Here is an 18094-nt window from a genome sequence, read left to right on the forward strand (position 1 = left end):
CCGGGGGCCGCCGGGGCGCCGGGCGCCGCGGGCGCGCCGGGGGCCGCGGGGGCGCCGGGCACGGCCTTCTCGCCGTTGAGGTAGGGGGTGAAGTCGCACTTGCAGAAGGGGCAGGACTTCAGGACGAGGCCGCCCATGGACTGGATGGGCTTGCCGCACTCGGGGCACTTGTTCGGGCCCGCGCCCGCAGAGGCATCTGCCGGTCTAAAACACATGTTGATCTCCTTTCTTGTTTTCGCTACGTTCGCGAAAACTTTCCGGCGATAGATTACGAGAAGGCGCCTTGCGTGTGGTCAGACTTTCGGTGCTCACTTTCAGGGCTGAGCGGTCGATTTTCGGTTTGATTTTCCTCGAACCCTCATACTCCGCTTTTTCGCGTTTTCCCACGTGAATAGTGCTGTTTGAGTCTGATTGAGCGTGCGGTTCACCTCAGGGGAAATTTCAGCGCGCACGCTCGTTTTTCACGATGCGATTGCTAGAATGCAGACCGTACCCGCAACCAGAGCGATTCCCTTGAAGGTAGGCACCATGGCATTGCACCTCCCGCGCGTGAACGTCGTCATCAGCGACGCCCGAGGCTTCGACTCCCAAGGCGAGCTTTCCGCGCTCTCCATCGGCTTCGGCCTGCACCAGGCGTGGATCTACGCGACCCTCTTCGGCACCTCCGCCCTCTTCGGCGTGCCGCAGCTGACCCCGCTCGGAGCGCGCTCGTTCTCGTTCGCCTCCATCACGGAGTTCTTCATAGCCGCCATCGTCACGTTCATCGTGTCGCTGCTCGTCATGGGCGTGACCGACCAGCGCTTCCTGCGCTTCTACACCTCCAAGCGCGCCATGCGGGCGTCGGCGGTGCTCATGTGCGCGGCGACCTTCGCGCTGTTCATTCCCGCCACCGGCGGCGCGATGACCGCGCTCTCCGTGGCGGCGGGCATGGTGTCGGGCGCGGGCTCGGCTCTGCTGCTGCTGTTCTGGGGAACGGCGTTCGCGCGCTGCAGCTCCTCGAGCATCGTGATGAACACCATGATCGCGATGGTGTTCGCCATGGTCGTGTACGCCGTGCTGCTCTACCTGGTGCCCGCGCCGCTTTCGGGCATCATCGCGGCGCTTCTGCCCCTCGCCGAGCTCCCCATCCTGTGGAAGAAGACGCCCGAGAGCTACATCCTGCGCCACGAGGTGCCCCTCTTCGAGCCGCTGCCCGTTCGCAAGGGACGCTTCACGGCGCGCTTCGGCGTGCCGGTCCTGCTCGCGGGCTTCGCGCTCGGGTCGCTGCGCTCCATCTCCACGCAGATCATCCTCCCCTCGCCCGACCTGTCGGTGAACGCGCTCGTGATGGTGGCCGCGGCCATCGTGGTGGTGGTGATCCTCATGCTCACGCTGTTCGCGGGCATGCACCGCTACTGGGACTCGCTGTTCCGCGTGATGCTGCCCGTGGTGATGCTCACGCTGTGCTTTCTGCCCCTCTCGATCACCGACAACTCCATCGCCGCGTCCATCATCCTCGTGACGGGCTACCTGTGCCTCGAGGCGCTCATGTGGATCTTCTTCGGGCAGCTGTGCCAGACGTTCCGCCTCTCGGCCGTGTTCGTGTTCGGCGTGGGGCGCGGCGTCCTGGCCCTCGGCTCGCTCGTGGGCACCATGACGCTCACGAACCCCGCCATGCTCGACGCGCTCACGCCGTTCGGCTCCTACGGCGGCATCCTGTTCTACATCGCCGCGCTCGTGCTGGCCTACATGTTCCTGCCGCGCGTGCGCGACATCAAGCGGATGATCGACCCCGACTTCGAGCATCGCCACACCCCGCTCGACGACATCAACGACGAGGCAGCCGAGCTCGACGCGGTGGTGCGCGACCAGCCGCGCGCGGAGAACGACCCGCTCAGCCCGCAGGGCTCCTCGCCCCTTGAGACGATCGCCGACAGCGGGCGGCTGACCATATCGCACGACGAGGCAGCCGCCGAGCTGAACGCGCGCATGATCAGCACCGACGACCTCATGGACGAGGGCACGCTGGCCGCCATCGACGCCGCGCGCGTCAACGGCGAGAAGGACCGCACCCCCGTCGTGGAGACGCCGTCGAAGAAGCGCAGCGGACGGTTCCGCACGCAGTGCGAGACGATCGCAAACCGCTACCTGCTGTCCCGCCGCGAGACCGAGGTGCTCTTCCTGCTGGCGAAGGGGTACAACGCCGCCTACATCCAGAAGAAGCTCTGCATCACGCAGTCCACCGCCAAGACGCACATCTACCACATCTACCAGAAGCTCGACATCCACACGCAGCAGGAGCTGCTCGCGATGGTGTCCGAGGAGGACGAGCGGTAGGGGCGGCGCCTGCGGGCGACTTGCCCGCGGGCGGGCGGTCTGCCTGCGAGCGCGTGGCCCTGGGCGGGCGGTCTGCCTGCGAGCGCGTGGCCCTGGGCGGGCGTCTGGCGCGCCAGGCTAGACGGCCCGCACGCCATAATATCGTGGGAAACTACACGCGCGTGTCAGCGCCCCCTCAGGCGGGCATTCTCATGACTTTTGTCGGTTTATGTTGCGCTGAAGTGCTCCTATAATTGGGCTATGGCACTATTAGGAATCTTTATACCCACGCACGTTTGTCAGGGGAGCAACGCGCGCAGCAGGAGGCCTGCATGACGGGCGCGTCGTCGCATCTGCTCGTCGGCATTGACGTCGGGTCGACCACCGCGAAGGTGGCCGCGCTCGACGCGGACACGCGCGCCCTCGTGTTCTCACGCTACCGCCGCCACCACGCGCAGCAGGCCGCCTGCGCGAGCGCCCTGCTCGCCGAGCTGCGCGCAGCCTTCCCCCGCGCGCGCGTCGAGGCCGCCGTGACGGGCTCGGGCGGCACCACGGTAGCACGCCTGCTCGACGTGCCCTACGTGCAGGAAGTGGTCGCCAACGCGCTCGCCATCGGCGCGCGCTACCCGCAGGCGCGCTGCGCCATCGAGCTCGGCGGCCAAGACGCCAAGATGATCTTCTTCGCCGTCGACGCCGAGACCGGCAAGCTCGGCGTGGCCGACATGCGCATGAACGGAAGCTGCGCGGGCGGCACCGGCGCCTTCGTCGACGAGATCGCCACCGTGCTCAACGTGCCCGTCGAAAAGCTCGACGCGCTCGCCGCGCGCGGCACGGCGCTGCACAGCATCTCGGGCCGCTGCGGCGTGTACGCCAAGACGGACATCCAGCCGCTGCTCAACCAGGGCGTTCCCAAGGAGGACGTCGCGCTCTCGAGCATGCACGCCATCGCCAAGCAGACCATCGGCGGTCTGGCCCAGGGCATCGACATCGAGCCGCCCGTGATCTTCGAGGGCGGGCCGCTCACGTTCAACCCCACGCTCGTGCGCGTGTTCGCCGAGCGGCTGAGCCTCGCGCCCGCAGACGTCATCATCCCCGAGCACCCCGAGATCATGGTGGCGCTCGGCGCAGCCATCGCGGCACGCGACTTCCCCACGAGCCAGAACCGCGCGCTCTCGCTGAGGGAGGCCGCCGCGACGCTTGCCTCCTACAACCCCGCCGCCGACGCCGACGCGCCGCGCACGCCGCCTTTGTTCGCCACCGACGAGGAGCTCGCCGCCTTCGAGGCGCGCCACGCCGCCCCGCCCATGAGCCCGCCCGCCGCGGCGCGCGGCGACGTGCTGCGCGCCTACCTCGGCGTGGACTCGGGCTCGACCACCACCAAGCTCGTGCTCTTGGGCGAGGACGGCGAGCCGTTCGACTCCTTCTACGCCTCCAACGAGGGCGAGCCGCTCGACGTGGCGCGCGCCGCGCTCGCCAACCTGCGCGACAAGTACCGCGAACGCGGCGTTGAGCTGGAGATACTCGGCGCCGGGTCGACCGGCTACGGCGAGCTCATGTTCGCGCAGGCGTTCCACTTCGACTACCACGCGGTGGAGACGGTGGCGCATGCGCGCGCCGCGCAGGCCTACCTGCCGGACGTGAGCTTCGTGCTCGACATCGGCGGGCAGGACATGAAGGCCATCTGGATGGACCACGGCGTCATCACCGACATCCTCATGAACGAGGCGTGCTCGAGCGGCTGCGGGTCGTTCTTGGAGAACTTCGCCACCACGCTCGGCATTCCCGTGGAGGGCATCGCCGAGATGGCGTTCTCGTCGGAGTCGCCCGCCGCGCTGGGGAGCCGCTGCACCGTGTTCATGAACTCGTCGGTGGTCACCGAGCAGCGCAACGGCAAGACCCCCGCCGACATCATGGCCGGGCTGTGCGCCTCCATCGTCGAGAACGTGTTCACCAAGGTCATCCGCGTGTCGAACCTCGACGCGCTGGGGGACGCCATCATGGTGCAGGGCGGCACGTTCGCCAACGACGCCGTGCTCGCCGCCTTCGAGCGCTACGTGGGCCGCGAAGTCACGCGCGCCCCCTACCCCGGCCTGATGGGAGCCATCGGCGTAGCCCTGCTGACGAAGGAGCACCTGGCGAACGCAGCCAGCGAAAACGCAGCTCCGAAGGGGGCGGGGGGTGCCTCGCGCGCAGATTCTGCAGCGACTGAAACAGCCCAGTGGGCTGTTTCACCAAGCGAAGCCTTGCCCGAGCACGAGGCACCCCTCGCCTCCTTCGGAGCGGACGACCCGCACCAACAAAGCCCCGCTTCCACCTTCATCGGCCTCGACGCGCTCGACGATTTCTCCTATGAGCAGCAGACCAACCTCATCTGCCCGTTCTGCGCCAACCACTGCAGCCGCACGCGCGTGGCCTTCGCCGACGGCACCTCGTGGGTGACCGGCAACCGCTGCCCCAAGGGCGAGGTCATCGGCGACGCGGGCGACGAGGGCGTGCGCGAGCAGGTGCGCGCCCGCGCCGCCGTGCTCGAGCAGGTGCCCAACTTGTTCGCCCTGCGCGAGGAGCTCCTGTTCGACGACTGGTTCTACCGCGAGGTGGCGCCCGCGCGCAACCTGCGCATCGGGCTGCCGCGCGTGCTGGCCCTGTGGGACACCGCCCCGTTCTGGCGCGTGCTCTTCGCGTCGCTCGGCTTTGTGCCCGTGTTCTCGCGCCCCAGCACGCGGCGCATGTACGAGGGCGGCCTGGCCGCCGTCACGTCGGACACCATCTGCTTCCCCGCCAAGCTCGTGCACGGGCACGTGCGTGACCTGGCGCGGCAGAAGGTCGACCGCATCTTCATGCCCATCATCACCGCCGTCGAGCCCGAGGGCACGGCCGACACAGCCGAGAGCATGTGCGCCGTGGTGAAGGGCTACCCCATGGTGATGCGCGCCTCCGACAACCCCGAGGAGCGCTTCGGCATCCCCTTCGACACGCCGCTGTTCCACTGGTACCGGCGCGCCGACCGCGACCGCCAGCTCACCGCCTACCTCGCGCGCACGTTCGACGTGGCGCCCGAGCTCGCGCGCGCTGCCATCGAGCAGGCCGACGCCGCGCTGCGCGCCTTCCGCGCCACCATGCGCAACGCAGGCGAGGCGGCGCTCAAGCACGCCGAGGACGCCGGCACCTTCGCCGTGGTGCTCGCCTCGCGCCCCTACCAGAACGACCCGCTCGTGAACCACGACCTCCCGCGCATGTTCGCCGAGCAGGGCATCCCCGTGCTCACCGCCGACGCGGTGCCCGGCGTCAACGAGGTGGACCTCTCGAAGAGCCGCCTCGACATCGCGAACAACTTCCATGCGCGCATGCTCGCGAGCGCGCTCGTGGCGGCGCGCAGTGAGAACCTCGAGTACGCGCAGGTGGTGTCGTTCGGCTGCGGGCACGACGCCTATCTGTCCGACGAGATCATCCACCTCATGCACGAGACGTCGGGCAAGGCGCCGCTCGTCCTCAAGGTGGACGAGACGCCCATCGAGGGGCCGCTGCGCATCCGCGTGCGCTCGTTCGTGGAGACGCTCACGCTGCGCCGCCGCCTGGGGCGCAAGCTGGCGCCGCGCGCGCTGGCCGACCCCTACCCCGTGAAGTACACGCGCGCCGACCGCGCGGCGCAGATGACGGTGCTCGTGCCGAACACCTCGCACGCGTTCTCCCGCATGATGGCCGCCGTGTTCGCCAAGCAGGGCGTGAACGCCGTGCCCATTGACCTGGGGCGCGAAGAGGCCATCCGCCTGGGGAAGAAGCACGTGCACAACGACATCTGCTTCCCCGCGCAGATCGTGATCGGCGAGGCGCTCGCCGCGCTCGAGAGCGGAAGGTACGACACGGACCACGTGTGCATCGGGATGGCGAAGTACGTGGGCGACTGCCGCCTCACGCACTACAGCGCGCTGCTGCGCAAGGCGCTCGACGACGCGGGATACGCGCACGTGCCCATCCTCACGAACGACGACGAAGACGCCCACGACCTGCACCCCGGGTTCCGGCTGAGCCTGCCGTCGGCCATGCGCATCGCGTTCGCGCTGCCGTGCATCGACGTGCTCGAGGAGCTGCTGCGCAAGATGCGCCCCTACGAGCTTGAGCCGGGCAGCGCCGATGCGGCGTTCGAGGAGGCCCTCGACGCGCTCATCGAGGGCATCGGCGGCGGAATCCGCGGCATGAACCGGGGCTTCCGCCGCGGCATCGAGATCATGGCGCGCGTGCGCTACGACCGCTCGCAGCCGCGGCCGCGCGTGCTCATCGTGGGCGAGTACCTGTTGAACTTCCACCCCGGCGCCAACCGCGACGTCGAGCGCTACCTCGAGCGCAACGGCTTCGAGATCATCGAGGCGCGCATGACCGACGTCATCCGCAAGACGTACTTCTACAAGCATGCGCAGGTGAAGGAGTACCGTGTGGACAAGCCGCTCGGCTTCAAGCTCACCAACGCCGTCTCCGACGAGTTCTTCGAGCTGGCGCACGACAACTGCGACCGCATCGCGCGGGCGCACCCGCTCTACGAGCGCCCCGCGCGCCTGCCCGAGCTGGTGCAGGCGTCTGACGACATCGTGCACCACACGTTCGACGCGGGCGAGGGCGTGCTCATCCCCGGCGAGATCCTGCACCACGCCGCGCGCGGCTGCCGCACGTTCGTGATCCTGCAGCCGTTCGGCTGCCTGCCGAACCACGTGGTGGGGCGCGGCATCGCGAAGGCGCTCAAGCGCCGCTACCCTGACGCGCAGATCCTGCCTCTGGACTACGACCCTGACGTGAGCTTCGCGAACGTGGAGAACCGCCTCCAGATGCTCGTGATGAGCGCCCAAGCCGGGAGAGCATGAGGAGAACAGGCCTCCTGCCATCCCGATCGAGCAGCCTCCCCTTATGTCATCCTGAGCGAGCGAAGCGAGTCGAAGGATCTGCCCCCGAGCGCAGTACGCCCGCATGCGCCACTCGCCTGCGACCAGATCCTTCGACTCCGCGCCCTGCGGGCGCTCCGCTCAGGATGACACGACGAAAGTGCCCCTGGGCCACCTGGGGGATGGCAGCGAGACAGGTGGCGTTGCCCTTCTTCATGTCCCTCGTCCTTTCCTACTTGCCCAAGCCGCTCATGGCAGGAGCCGTCGCGTCGGCGAGGTCGTCCTCGTGCTCCTTGAGGCGGCGCGAGAACAGCGCGCGGCGGGTGGCAACGGACGCGGCGTAAACCAGCGTTAACACGATGCCGAGGATGATGCAGAGGTGCACCCAGCAGCCCGCAGGGCGCTCAGCCGGCGAGGTAGCCTCGGCATCGACATCAGCGAGCGACGGGCGACCGCCGCCGACGCCGTCCTCGGCCCCGTCCTCAAGCGCCTTCGCAGGAGGCGTGACCGCAGGGGCAGCTATCCCATCGGGCGCCGCGCCGGGAACCTGCTCCGGCGTCACAGGAACCGAAACAGCAGGCGCAACGCCAGAAGCGGCCGGCCCCGGCGTCACATCGGCAGGCGTAGCACCACCTGGAGTCACCCCGCCAGGGATGGTGCCACCAGGAGCGTCCGGAACATCGCCAGGCGCGTCAGGGACCGGCGCGGGCGTGTCGGGCCCTGGCGTGGGCGTGTCAGGTCCCGGCGCAGGTGGCGCAGGCGTCGGAATCGGGGTGTCAGGCGCTGGTATAGGAGCTGGAGGCGGCGTGGGCGCAGGCGTGGGCGTGTCAGGCCCTGGCGTGGGCGCAGGCGTGGGCGTGCCGGGCCCCGGAGTCGGCGTATCGGGTCCCGGCGCAGGTTCCGGCGTATCGGGTCCCGGCGCAGGCGTCGGCGTGCAGCTTGGCACGAACTTGGCGTAGAACGTCGTCGTGCCTTCCCAGCCACCCTCGGGAGTGCGGGGGACGAAAAACGCAGCGGGGCTGACCTTTGAGCTCAAGCCCTCGTCGCCATACCAGCCGTCAAACGCATAGCCCGGCCCGGGCGTTGCCGTGGAGCCCTTGGCGACAGCGCTTGCGTTCCTCGGGGTGACCCATTCCTCTGAGGGGCTCACGTCTCCGCCCGACGTTGCAGCTTCTCCGCCGAGCGTTTTGGCAACGTAGTTTATCCTGCCGTTCGGCCTCCACTGCGCATAGAGAACGGTGCTCTCATTGAGCTGTATCTGATCTCCGGCTTCGTATCGCACGCCCGTGCCCTGAGCCTCGGTATCCCAGCCGTCGAACTCATGGTTGAGCATCGTCCACGTACATTCTTTGACGGTAGCCTCGTCTCCCGGGCGGTACGCTCCGCTGTCGACCACAGGCGCACCTGCCACCGCGCCATTGGGATCATAGCTGAGCGAAACCTCATTGCTCCACAGAGCCTTGAAGGTGAGCTCAGCTCCGCTAGCAGGATCTCTCACGTCGCCTAGGTACGGCCAGAGCGCATTGACGTCCACGCTTTCGCCTGCGCTATAAGTCCGCCCGTTAATGCCCAGCTGCCAACCATGGAATTGCGCCCCTCCTTTAGCAGGCTCTTCCTGAGGAAGCGTGATGACGTTGCTGTTCGGATGCTCCGTAACGTTGCCGTGGAAATAGCTCTTGCTGTCGACATAGCTGGACTCGCCGGCGAGCTGGCCGCCGTCCAGATCGTATTTCACCTTGACGGGAATAGGGGTAGCCGCGATCACGAACTGGCGATATCTATACGATTCCTTGTCGTTCTTGCCATAGTGAAACTCTTTCGTGCAACCACGCGCTTTGGCCGAGTCGACTGCGTTCAGGAAATCCTCGAAGGGGCTCAGCGTGCCTTTATGGCGAATGTTGTCGATGTCGGAATACGTCCCGTTCATCCATCTCCCCGCACCGTCACTGCTCGCAGTTGAGGAATGCCTGAACGTCGTTCCGACGCCGTATCCTTCCTTCGTCTTCACATAGAACTCAGACCTGGTGCTCTTCTCGACCGCAAACGACTCGCCTATCCCCATCTCAGCCAGCTCGCTGCCGTTGATGCTGTAGAAGACCTGCACGTTGGAGGAGCTTTGGCCCTGGCCGTCACTGACGGCGAAGGTGGTGAAGAACAGGTTCGCCCTTTGAGGGTCTTCCACGACGGTCATTTCCCTTGCGGCCGTATAGAAGACGCCGTCCAGCGCAACTCTGGCTATGACCGTGACCTCGCCGCCAGTCAGACCGGTTATCGTTCCGTCATCAGCAACAGAGGCGACGCTTGTCACGCTCGAGGCCCATTCCACCTCGGTGCCAAAGGGCAGCGCAACAGGGCTGCCATCCCGCTCTGCCAAGAGGCTCAGGCTGGCTCCATTGCCGGATCCGACGTAGATCTGGTCGGGGCCCTCGATGGAAACGACGATCGCCGATTCGGAAGCCGACGAAGCCTCGCCGCCGTCTTCCCCAGGAGCGGCGAACGCAGGGCTGCTCGTCGTGCCCAGGACGAGCACACCTGACAGGAGCACCAAGAGAGCTTCGCCTTCGAGGGTCCCCTTTACATCCGTGAATCTCTCAAGCATCTCGACCACCCAATCCCATTTCCGCGACTTGCCGCCTGTCACGCGGGTTGTGACCGCGCCTCGTGCGGCCTCCATTGCGCGCCTGCGCTCATGTCAAGGGGGACTCAATTGATCAGCCTTACATGAGCATTACAAACACAAAACATGCGCGTACACGGGTGATTTCGCCCATGGAGCAGATTATTACAGGGGGGGTGCCATAAATCAAATCGTTCGATGCGAGATTGCAAAAGTTCACACAAAGACGAAACGTAGGCGAGGCATGGTGGGACGGGGCGAGGTGATGCGAGGCGAGGCGTGGTGCGACGCAGGCAGAGGGCGTGACGAAGTGCCGCAGGCAGAGGGCGAAAGCGGCCGCAAAAGCAGGCAGGTGCGGGCCCCTGACCTACCTCAGGGCGTACTTCGTCCTCACGCGATCGAGCTTCTTCTTCCAAGGCACGTAGATCACCAGCAAAAACGCCACCGTGGACACCGCATGCACCAGGTCGAACGGCAGCCCGGCGCCGTAGGTGAGCAGCGCCGCCTCCCACGTGAGGGGATGCACGAACCCCACGAGCGTCCACGTGTTCAGCAGCGCGCCGTACAGAAGCGCCGAGAGAAAGCCGTACGCGCAGACGACGGCGCGGCGCGGCGCGTCCTCGCGCGTCTCGAACGCCCCGCGCTCGGACAGGACGCCCGCGAGGTACCCCACGAGCCCCCACGCGTACATCTGCCAGGGCGTCCACGCGCCCTGCCCGAAGAAGAAGTTGGAGGTGAGCGCCGCGAGCGCGCCCGTCATGAAGCCGACCCTCCGCCCGAACACCGCGCCCGCCAGGATGCAGATGGCGCTCACGGGCTTCACGTCGGGGACGGGCGCGAACAGGATGCGCCCCGCCGCCGCCAGCGCGCCGAGCACCGCCGCGGGCATGACCTGGCGCAACGCGGGGCTTGACGCCTCCCAGCCCGCGAAGAACACGGCCAGCGCGCCCACCGCCACCGCGAAGGTGAGCAGCGCCGTCTGGTCGAACTGGAAGAAGGCGGCGAGCGCCAGCGCCACGGGGACGCAGGCGAGCACGACCGGCTCGAGCGCGGCGAGCACGCGCGCCCTCATGCGCGGGGGCCTTTCGCGGCGGGATCGGGCGCGGAGCCGGGCTGCGCGATGTATGGCGCGGCGGCTCCCGCCTGGCCCGCCCGGTTCGCCTCTTCCTCATCCCAGAGCTGTGTGAACTGGTCAGGCTGCGGGCGGTAGAAGAGGTTCTCGCGGCAGAACGCGCGCGCGGGCTGGCTGCACGCCACCTCGCCGTCGAAGAGCATCGTCATGTCATCGGCCACGCGCGAGGCGAACGCCAGGTCGTGCGTCACCAGCACCACCTGGCACCCCTCGGCGCGCAGCTCGAGCAGCGCGCGCGCCACCTCGCACTTCGAGGGCGCGTCGAGGCCCTTGACGGGCTCGTCGAGCAGCAGCAGGCGCGGGCGCGTGAGCATGAGCTTCGCCAGCGCGACCTTCTGCTGCTGCCCGCCGCTCACGTCGAAGGGATGCCGGTCCGCAAGCTCCCCGATCCCCATGCGCGCCATGGCCGCGTCGATCTCCGCGCTGCCGTAGCCTGCGCCGTGCGCCCATTCGCCCAGCTCATCGCGCACCGTATCGCACACCAGCAGCGCCTGGGGGTCTTGCGGGAGCAGCGCCTGCTCGCGGCGCAGGGCGTTGCGCACGCGCCCGCGCTCAGGCGCGAGCACGCCCGCGAGCACGCGCAGCACCGTGGACTTCCCGCAGCCGTTGCCGCCCACGATGGCGTGGACGCCCGGGCGCGAGAGGTCGAGGTCCATGTTGCGCAGGACCCACGCGGCGTTACGCGCGTAGCGGAAGAACGCGCCCTCGAGCGCGAGCGGGGTCGCGGGGGCGGGCTCGGGGAAGGAGCGGGGTGCGCGGCGGAACGAGTCCACGAAGGCGGAGCGAGTGGCGCGCGGACCGGCGGGGCCTTGCTCCAGCGCAAGCGCTTCCGCCCCCTCCCCTTCCGCACCCCAAGCATGCGCCTCGCCTTCCCGAATCCGCAGGTCATCGAGGGCGCAGGGCAGCACGCGCCCGCCCTCCACGCGCGCGGCGCACGTGGCGTAGTCGGCCATCGCCTCGGGGCTGTGCGTAGCCACCACCACCGTGATGCCCAGTTCGCGGTTCACGCGGAAGAGCGCGTGCAGGAAGCTGCGCTGAGCCACGGGGTCGAGCTGCGCGGTGGGCTCGTCGAGCAGCAGCAGGCGCGGGCGCAGCGCGAGCACCGCCGCCAGGTTCAGCAGCTGTTTCTGCCCGCCTGACAGCGTGGACACCTCCCGCCGAAACCACGGCTCCATGCCGAAGAAGTGCGCCACCTCGGCCACGCGGCGGCGCATCGTGTCCTGGTCGAGCCCTTCGTTCTCCAGCCCGAACGCCAGCTCGTGCCACACCGTGTCGCACACGATCTGGTTGTCGGGGCTCTGGAACACGTACCCCACGTGCGGCGCCCGTCCCCCCGCGGCCACCTCCTCGCCGAACGCGCGCACCGCGCCCGCGCGTGCGCCCGCCGGCGCTATCTCGGGCTTCGCGCAGCGCAGAAACGTGGTCTTGCCCGACCCCGTGTTGCCCACGAGCAGGGCGAACGCGCCCTGGGGCACCGCCCAGTCCGCGTCCTCGAGCGCAGGGGCATCAGCGCCCGCGTACGTGAAGCCGAAGCGTGTGTAAGTCAGCGCATCCATCGCAGGCGGTCTCCTAGGATGACGAGGCACGGCAGGAAGAAGTACAGCGCGTAGGGCACGTAGCCCCACCACAGCGTGAGCGTGCTCAGGGAGGGGTAGAAGCGGTACTGCGACGCGGCCGTCCACGCGCAGGCGGCGCACACCGCGCCGAGGCCGAGGACCACGGCGAGCGCGAGGGCGTCGGCGCGGGAGAAGCGCTGCCGACGGTAGGTGGTGCGGGCACGCCCGCTCGCCCACCCGCGGCTGCGCATGGCGTCGGCCGTCTCGAGGGAGTCCTCCATCCCCCACCCCACGAGGGCGGAAGCGACGCGCACGCCTTCGCGCAGCCGCCCGGCGCCGCTGGGCGCGATGGGCGGGCGGGAGGCGCGGAGGGCGCGTGCGCCGGCGGCTTCGCTTGCGCGTTGGGACGCGCAGGCGGCTGCGCTTTCGCTCGCTTCCGCATGCGCAAGCCCGTTCGCGCTCGTCCGCGCGACGTTCCGACGCGCCGCCGTGCATGCCTTCTGGACGGCGCTTATCTCGCGGCCCTGCCGCACGAAGCGCGGGATGAGGCGCATGCACATCGACGTCATGAGCGCCACCGTGGGCAGGCGGTTGCCCAGCACGCCCGTCACCTTGTCGGACGTGAGCACGCACGCCGCGTTGGCGAACTCGACCATGACGGCCACGAGCAGCGCGCCCATGCAGAGGCCGTACGCGAAGCTCTCGAGGTACACGGCGCGCACGCCGATGCGGAAGAGCTCCGTCGAGCCCATCGGGGCGAAGAGCGGATTGGCGAGCGCGACGAGCACCAGCATCGGGACCTGCCACAGCGCGGCGCACGCCACCTGGCGGCCGCCGCGCAGGCACACGCCCAGGCAGATCGCCGCCGCGAGCGCGAGCGCCACGAGCACCGGCTGGAAGGCGGCCATGGTGAGCACGAGCGCGATGGCGGCGTAGGCCACCGCCACCGCGGGGTGCAGCGCGTCGAAGGCGCCTGCGGCAAAGGAGCGGGGACCTTCGCCGGGAAGGCCCTTCTGCCCTTCGCGGCAGGCGCCCTGCGCATCTCGGGCGCCGCCGGGATCGCCGGCGCCTGCGCGGCTATGGGTTTCGCCGTGGGCCATCGCGGCTAGACGACGTAGTACCAGCGAACAGAATCGCCTGATGAGAGCACGTAGCTGCCCGCGGGGACCATCGGCGTGGAGCCGTTGACTGAGTACATCCAGCCGCTTCCGGCGCTGACCTGCTTCTCGGCGAGCCCGTTGATGGCCGTCACGTAGGAGCTCGAGCCGCTCACGGACACGCCCGACGCGCACAGGGCGTCGTACGCCGTCGCGCCCTCGCGCAGGCTCACCGACGTGGAGGCCATGCAGCTGGGATAGCCCGCGCTCGCGGCCTTGGAGCTGTCGACGTAGACCGACACCGTGATGGTGGCAGGGGCAGGAGCTGGCGCGGGAGTCGGCGCGGAAGGCGCAGCGGGGGCGGAAGGGGTGGAAGGCCCCGCGCCGCCGGAGTTGCCCGAGCCACCGGGTTCGCCGGAGCTGCCCGACGCGCCCGCCGCGGCGCCGCCAGCGGCAGCGTCGCCGCCAGGGGCAGCACCAGCCGAGCCGGCATCACCGTCGGCAGGACCCTCGGCGGAAGCGCCAGCGGAGGACGCGCCGCCAGCCGCGGCCTCGGAATCGCCCGACTCCGCCGCGCCGCCTTCGCCGCCTTCGCCGACGCCCTCAGCTGGATCGACCTGCTGGCTCTGGGATGACCCCTGCACTGCTGGCTCGTTTTCGACCACCGAGCTCGGAGAGCCGAACGCGAACACACACGCTGCGATGACCAGCACCAACGCCGCGCAAAGAACCCCGATGGCAACAGGCCGCCTGCTTCGCGGGGAAGCAGGTGCGGCGCCATTCTCGGGCTCATTGGATTTTGCCCCCGCAGCGCGCGCAGGAATCACCCGCGCATCAGCCGCCGGCGCAGCGTCATTAGCTGCAGCCACCTCGTCCTCGCACGCGCGGGCGCCAGCATCTCCAGCGCCCGGCGCAGCGTCACCATCGGCGCGAGGCGCCCCCGACTCGCTTTCGAGGGCGCCGCTCTCTTTCTCTTGATCGAGGTCAGCCATGCTCTTCGCCTAGCGGACCACGACGTCTCGCGCCGCGCGCGACGCCTTGCGGCGAGCAGCCACCGCGCAGGCGAGCGCGCCGAGCAGGGCGGCTGCGGCCACGCCAGCCGAAGCCCCCGCGTCATCTCCCGTCGGAGCCAAAGCGCTTCCCGAAGGAGTCTGGGAGCCCTGAGTCGTCTGACCAGCAGCGGGATCGGCGGCAGGCTCCTGCGACACCGCCTTCACTTGGTATACGTCAAATGCTCCATCGGCTTTCTGGTAACCATCGTTAGCTGCCAAGGCAAGAAGCGCAACAGCAGAAGAAGCGACCTCGTCGTAAATTGTTGGACCACCAAATCCAGACAGATTGTCATTTGCAAGAGACAAGAGGAATCCCATGGGCGATGATCCATTGTCCGTGATAAGCGATCCGCTCTCCGCAGGGTCATGCCCCAAAGCCACCAAGGCAGCGATGACGTTCGCCGTGGCATCGAAATTACTGGAATTACTCGGGGACTTATCTAAGCTAAAACCGCCATCGGCGTTCTGCATAGAGAGAAGCGCCTTCTCCGCCTTCTCTATCGCAGAGGCAACAGCTGGGTCATCTTGATAGGGCAGCAACGCGAGTATTGCCTGTGCGGTGGTTTGGGAATCGTAATACTGACCCGATCCGAACAAACCGCCCTCGTCCTGACTCGCCAATATGAGAGAAACCAGGGCCTCCTCGCCCAGTCCCTTCGTTTGCGCATATCCAGCATTACCGTAAACGGGAAGGATGAACACCGCTTCGTAAATATTCGGCTCGGACTTCCCCGTGAGCTCTTCCATTTCCTGCACGAGATTGCGCACCTTGTCGCCATCGGCAACAGCAGTGCAATCTACTCCAGCCGCATTGAGGCTAATGATGTACTTTCCATACTGCCCCGCGCCAGGAGCACAGCCGTACTTCTCTTCGTAAGAAGCAAAACCCTCGAATATGGCTTTGGAGTCAATGTTCTTTCCAAGCCCCAAAGAGTTGAGGGCAATGGCAGCATGCACCGCAATGGGGTAGATCACAGCGTCAGAACCGCCTTTAGAAAAGCGCGCTGCCAAATTCTGCATCAAAGTAGAAGCTTTGGCGGCGTCATATTTGTTAACAGCAGCTACGGGCCCATCCTGAGGCTGGCCAGGCTCACTGCCAGATCCGGACGAAGCATCGCCGCATATCGCAGTTCCGATCGACGGGTTGGGAGCATTTTTCCAGTCAACGGGAGCTGCGATAGGGGAAGGATAGCCCGTCCACTCGAACTGGTAGCTCGTGCCGCTTTTCAGGACGCCGCCCTCGGATGCCTCGTCACCAGACGCATACCCTCCGTTCACGTAAGACGCCCAATACTTGGAGAAGTCGCCCGCATTTCTGACCGTGGTGCCGTCGGCAAAAGTCACCGAGCAGAGGTAGCCACCGGAGAGCTCGTAGCCGAGGAGGTCCCCCGCGGACTTCGCAGCTGCGAGCAGGTCGCCCAAGGTTGCCCCTGTGCGAAAACCATAGACTTTATTGACAACTATCTCTGATTTTCCGTCACCGTCAGAATCGTAGGCAATCGCAAGTCGAGCGCCTGGAACCAACCCGCATATCGTTGAGCTAAGCTCTGGCTCGGGGGTCGCCTTCCAATCAACGGGAGCCGCGATAGGGGAAGGATAGCCCGTCCACTCGAACTGGTAGCTCGTGCCGCTTTTCAGGACGCCGCCCTCGGATGCCTCGTCACCAGACGCATACCCTCCGTTCACGTAAGACGCCCAATACTTGGAGAAGTCGCCCGCATTTCTGACCGTGGTGCCGTCGGCAAAAGTCACCGAGCTGAGGTAGCCTCCGGAGAACTCGTAGCCGAGGAGGTCCCCCGCGGACTTCGCAGCTGCGAGCAGGTCGCCCAAGGTTGCTTTGCCGCTGTAAAAAGAATAGCTCTTATTGAGCATGAGCTCAGAACTTCTATCCCCATCGACATCATACGCAATAACAAGCGTGACGCTGCCTGTTGATTCCAGCAAGGCGCCTTCGGGCGCTTCCGTCGCCCAAGCCGGGACGGCGGGCATGAGGCCCGCGCACAGCATGAGCGCCATGAGCGCTGCCAGCAATCGTGTCGTGAGTTTTGCGCCAGACCCCGCGGGGGGCGCGAGTTTCGTTCCAACCATGTGTCGGAATCTCCTTCCAGGGCTCGATTCGATGGATGGGCATTCCGACTTCGCCTCACCTGGGCAGATCCACATGCCTGCGATCTCGCGTCGAGCCGCCGCCCTCGCGCCTGCGCACCCCTGCGACCAGGGGCGACGCGCCGCACGCGACAACGTTCTCGCGAGCCTTCTGCCCATCGGCGTTTACGGTTACTGGTATAGCGAGGGATTCACACCCTCATTCCCCCAAGCTCGCCCGATTTCAAGCAAGCTCGCGCCCCGCCGGCGCAACCATCAGTGCCAATACGCAGGCCATTGTAGCACCCTCTGGCCGCCAAGCGCGGGACAACGGAAGCGAACAGGGGAACGTAGCCTGAAAACGCAACCGGGGATGCGACCACCGTCCAAGACAGGCAGAGAATCACCTGCAAAACCCCTTCCGCGCTGAAAGTTAAAGGCCGCAAGCCGCACCCGCTGGCTCTCGCGTATAGATAGATTGAGGGTACTTGGCACGGAGTGGCGCACGACGGCCGCAGGCCACGCCCCGTCACCCCACCCGCCGTCCCATTGCCTCTTCGCGTGTGATAGATTGAGCCCAGCGTCAAATGCGACGTCAGCCAATCGACCTGAGGAGTGCCCGTGCAACCCGACTCCGAGCCCAGCCTGGATCAGCACAATGCGACAACTGCTCCCAACGCCGGCGACGCCGCGTCCGAACCTCTTTGCGACGCCGCGCTCGCCGACTCCGAGCCCCCTCGCGATCCCACGCTCCCCACGCCCGAGCCCCTTCGCGACCCCGCGCTCGCCGACCCCGCGCTCCCCACGCCCGAGCCTCTCCGCGATCCTGCGCTCCCCTTCTTCACCAACCGCGACTGCCCGTACTTCCCCTGCCATGAGGGCGTCGACCCTCGCGATTTCAACTGCCTGTTCTGCTTCTGTCCGCTTTACGCGCTCGGCCCGTCATGCGGCGGGCGCTTCGCCTACGTCGGCGACGACGTGAAGGACTGCTCCGGCTGCTCGCTCCCCCACGAGGGCTCCAACGGCAACGCCCTCGTGAGCTCCCACTTCGCCGAGCTCGCGAAGCTCGCGCACCCGTAATCCCGCCCACCCCTCCTGCGCCCAACCCGACTCAGCGAACTTACCGGCCTGCTCACCCGCAGCTCCTCCTGCCTGCCCATTCTCCGCTTCCCCTCTCCTGCAAAGACTGAAGCTGCAACAAAAGATCTAGCAGACAGAGAGTCCATCACAATATATAGTGGACTCTTCTCCTGATGCCGCGATATAAGATAGCTCGAGCTGGCTGTTCTGGACTTCTGCTGCAGCCCTTTCGGCTTGCAGGCAAGACGAGGACGGAGCTTCCCCTCTCTTGCGCGGCTACGTGCTGGCAATGCGGATAAGCAGGTCGAT

General features: G+C 67.1%; 9 protein-coding genes and 1 pseudogene. 3 read left to right on the forward strand and 7 right to left on the reverse strand.

The window, feature by feature from the left end; translation table 11 throughout:
* A pseudogene (locus tag G7Y50_RS03450) lies at nucleotides 1-215 on the reverse strand (hypothetical protein); the annotation flags it as partial.
* Between the two features lie 313 nt (nucleotides 216-528).
* On the opposite strand from G7Y50_RS03450, the gene G7Y50_RS03455 reads away from it, so the two are divergent.
* Nucleotides 529-2316, forward strand: a complete 1788-nt coding sequence (locus G7Y50_RS03455) for a helix-turn-helix transcriptional regulator (RefSeq protein WP_165051730.1) — start codon at nucleotides 529-531, stop codon at nucleotides 2314-2316.
* A 311-nt stretch (nucleotides 2317-2627) separates the two neighbouring features.
* A complete protein-coding gene (locus G7Y50_RS12005; protein WP_165051739.1) occupies nucleotides 2628-7148 on the forward strand; it encodes an acyl-CoA dehydratase activase in 4521 nt (1506 codons plus the stop codon).
* A 250-nt stretch (nucleotides 7149-7398) separates the two neighbouring features.
* Here the strand turns inward: G7Y50_RS12005 and G7Y50_RS12190 are convergent, their stop codons facing one another.
* From G7Y50_RS12190 to G7Y50_RS03490, 6 genes are all read right to left on the reverse strand, one after another.
* Complete coding sequence (locus G7Y50_RS12190; protein WP_304518545.1) at nucleotides 7399-9765, reverse strand: InlB B-repeat-containing protein; 2367 nt, start codon at nucleotides 9763-9765, stop codon at nucleotides 7399-7401.
* A 385-nt stretch (nucleotides 9766-10150) separates the two neighbouring features.
* Complete coding sequence (locus tag G7Y50_RS03470; RefSeq protein WP_165051758.1) at nucleotides 10151-10855, reverse strand: ECF transporter S component; 705 nt, start codon at nucleotides 10853-10855, stop codon at nucleotides 10151-10153.
* Nucleotides 10852-12471, reverse strand: coding sequence for an ABC transporter ATP-binding protein (locus G7Y50_RS03475; protein ID WP_165051781.1), 1620 nt, complete (start codon nucleotides 12469-12471; stop codon nucleotides 10852-10854). Before G7Y50_RS03475 ends, G7Y50_RS03470 begins: the two co-directional genes overlap by 4 nt.
* Nucleotides 12459-13571: an energy-coupling factor transporter transmembrane protein EcfT gene (locus G7Y50_RS03480; RefSeq protein WP_206214754.1), complete on the reverse strand. Its 1113-nt coding sequence runs from the start codon at nucleotides 13569-13571 to the stop codon at nucleotides 12459-12461. The genes G7Y50_RS03475 and G7Y50_RS03480 overlap by 13 nt, the downstream gene beginning before the upstream one ends.
* Before the next feature lie 5 nt (nucleotides 13572-13576).
* On the reverse strand, nucleotides 13577-14212 hold the full coding sequence (locus G7Y50_RS03485) for a DUF4430 domain-containing protein (protein ID WP_165051788.1): 636 nt from the start codon (nucleotides 14210-14212) through the stop codon (nucleotides 13577-13579).
* A 357-nt stretch (nucleotides 14213-14569) separates the two neighbouring features.
* Nucleotides 14570-16708, reverse strand: coding sequence for a hypothetical protein (locus G7Y50_RS03490; protein ID WP_165051798.1), 2139 nt, complete (start codon nucleotides 16706-16708; stop codon nucleotides 14570-14572).
* A 618-nt stretch (nucleotides 16709-17326) separates the two neighbouring features.
* Here G7Y50_RS03490 and G7Y50_RS11900 point away from each other — a divergent pair.
* Nucleotides 17327-17785, forward strand: a complete 459-nt coding sequence (locus G7Y50_RS11900) for a cysteine-rich small domain-containing protein (protein ID WP_241156431.1) — start codon at nucleotides 17327-17329, stop codon at nucleotides 17783-17785.
* The last annotated feature ends 309 nt before the right edge of the window (nucleotides 17786-18094 follow it).

This window comes from Adlercreutzia sp. ZJ176, assembly GCF_011038975.1.
In the GTDB taxonomy this organism is placed as follows: Bacteria; Actinomycetota; Coriobacteriia; order Coriobacteriales; family Eggerthellaceae; genus CAAEEV01.

Excerpts from the sequence above, each read along its gene's own strand:
- G7Y50_RS03455 (WP_165051730.1), top strand. The coding sequence starts at position 529 with ATGGCATTGCACCTCCCGCGCGTGAACGTCGTCATCAGCGACGCCCGA.
- G7Y50_RS12005 (WP_165051739.1), top strand. The coding sequence starts at position 2,628 with ATGACGGGCGCGTCGTCGCATCTGCTCGTCGGCATTGACGTCGGGTCG.
- G7Y50_RS12190 (WP_304518545.1), bottom strand. The coding sequence starts at position 9,765 with ATGCTTGAGAGATTCACGGATGTAAAGGGGACCCTCGAAGGCGAAGCT.
- G7Y50_RS03470 (WP_165051758.1), bottom strand. The coding sequence starts at position 10,855 with ATGAGGGCGCGCGTGCTCGCCGCGCTCGAGCCGGTCGTGCTCGCCTGC.
- G7Y50_RS03475 (WP_165051781.1), bottom strand. The coding sequence starts at position 12,471 with ATGGATGCGCTGACTTACACACGCTTCGGCTTCACGTACGCGGGCGCT.
- G7Y50_RS03480 (WP_206214754.1), bottom strand. The coding sequence starts at position 13,571 with ATGGCCCACGGCGAAACCCATAGCCGCGCAGGCGCCGGCGATCCCGGC.
- G7Y50_RS03490 (WP_165051798.1), bottom strand. The coding sequence starts at position 16,708 with ATGGTTGGAACGAAACTCGCGCCCCCCGCGGGGTCTGGCGCAAAACTC.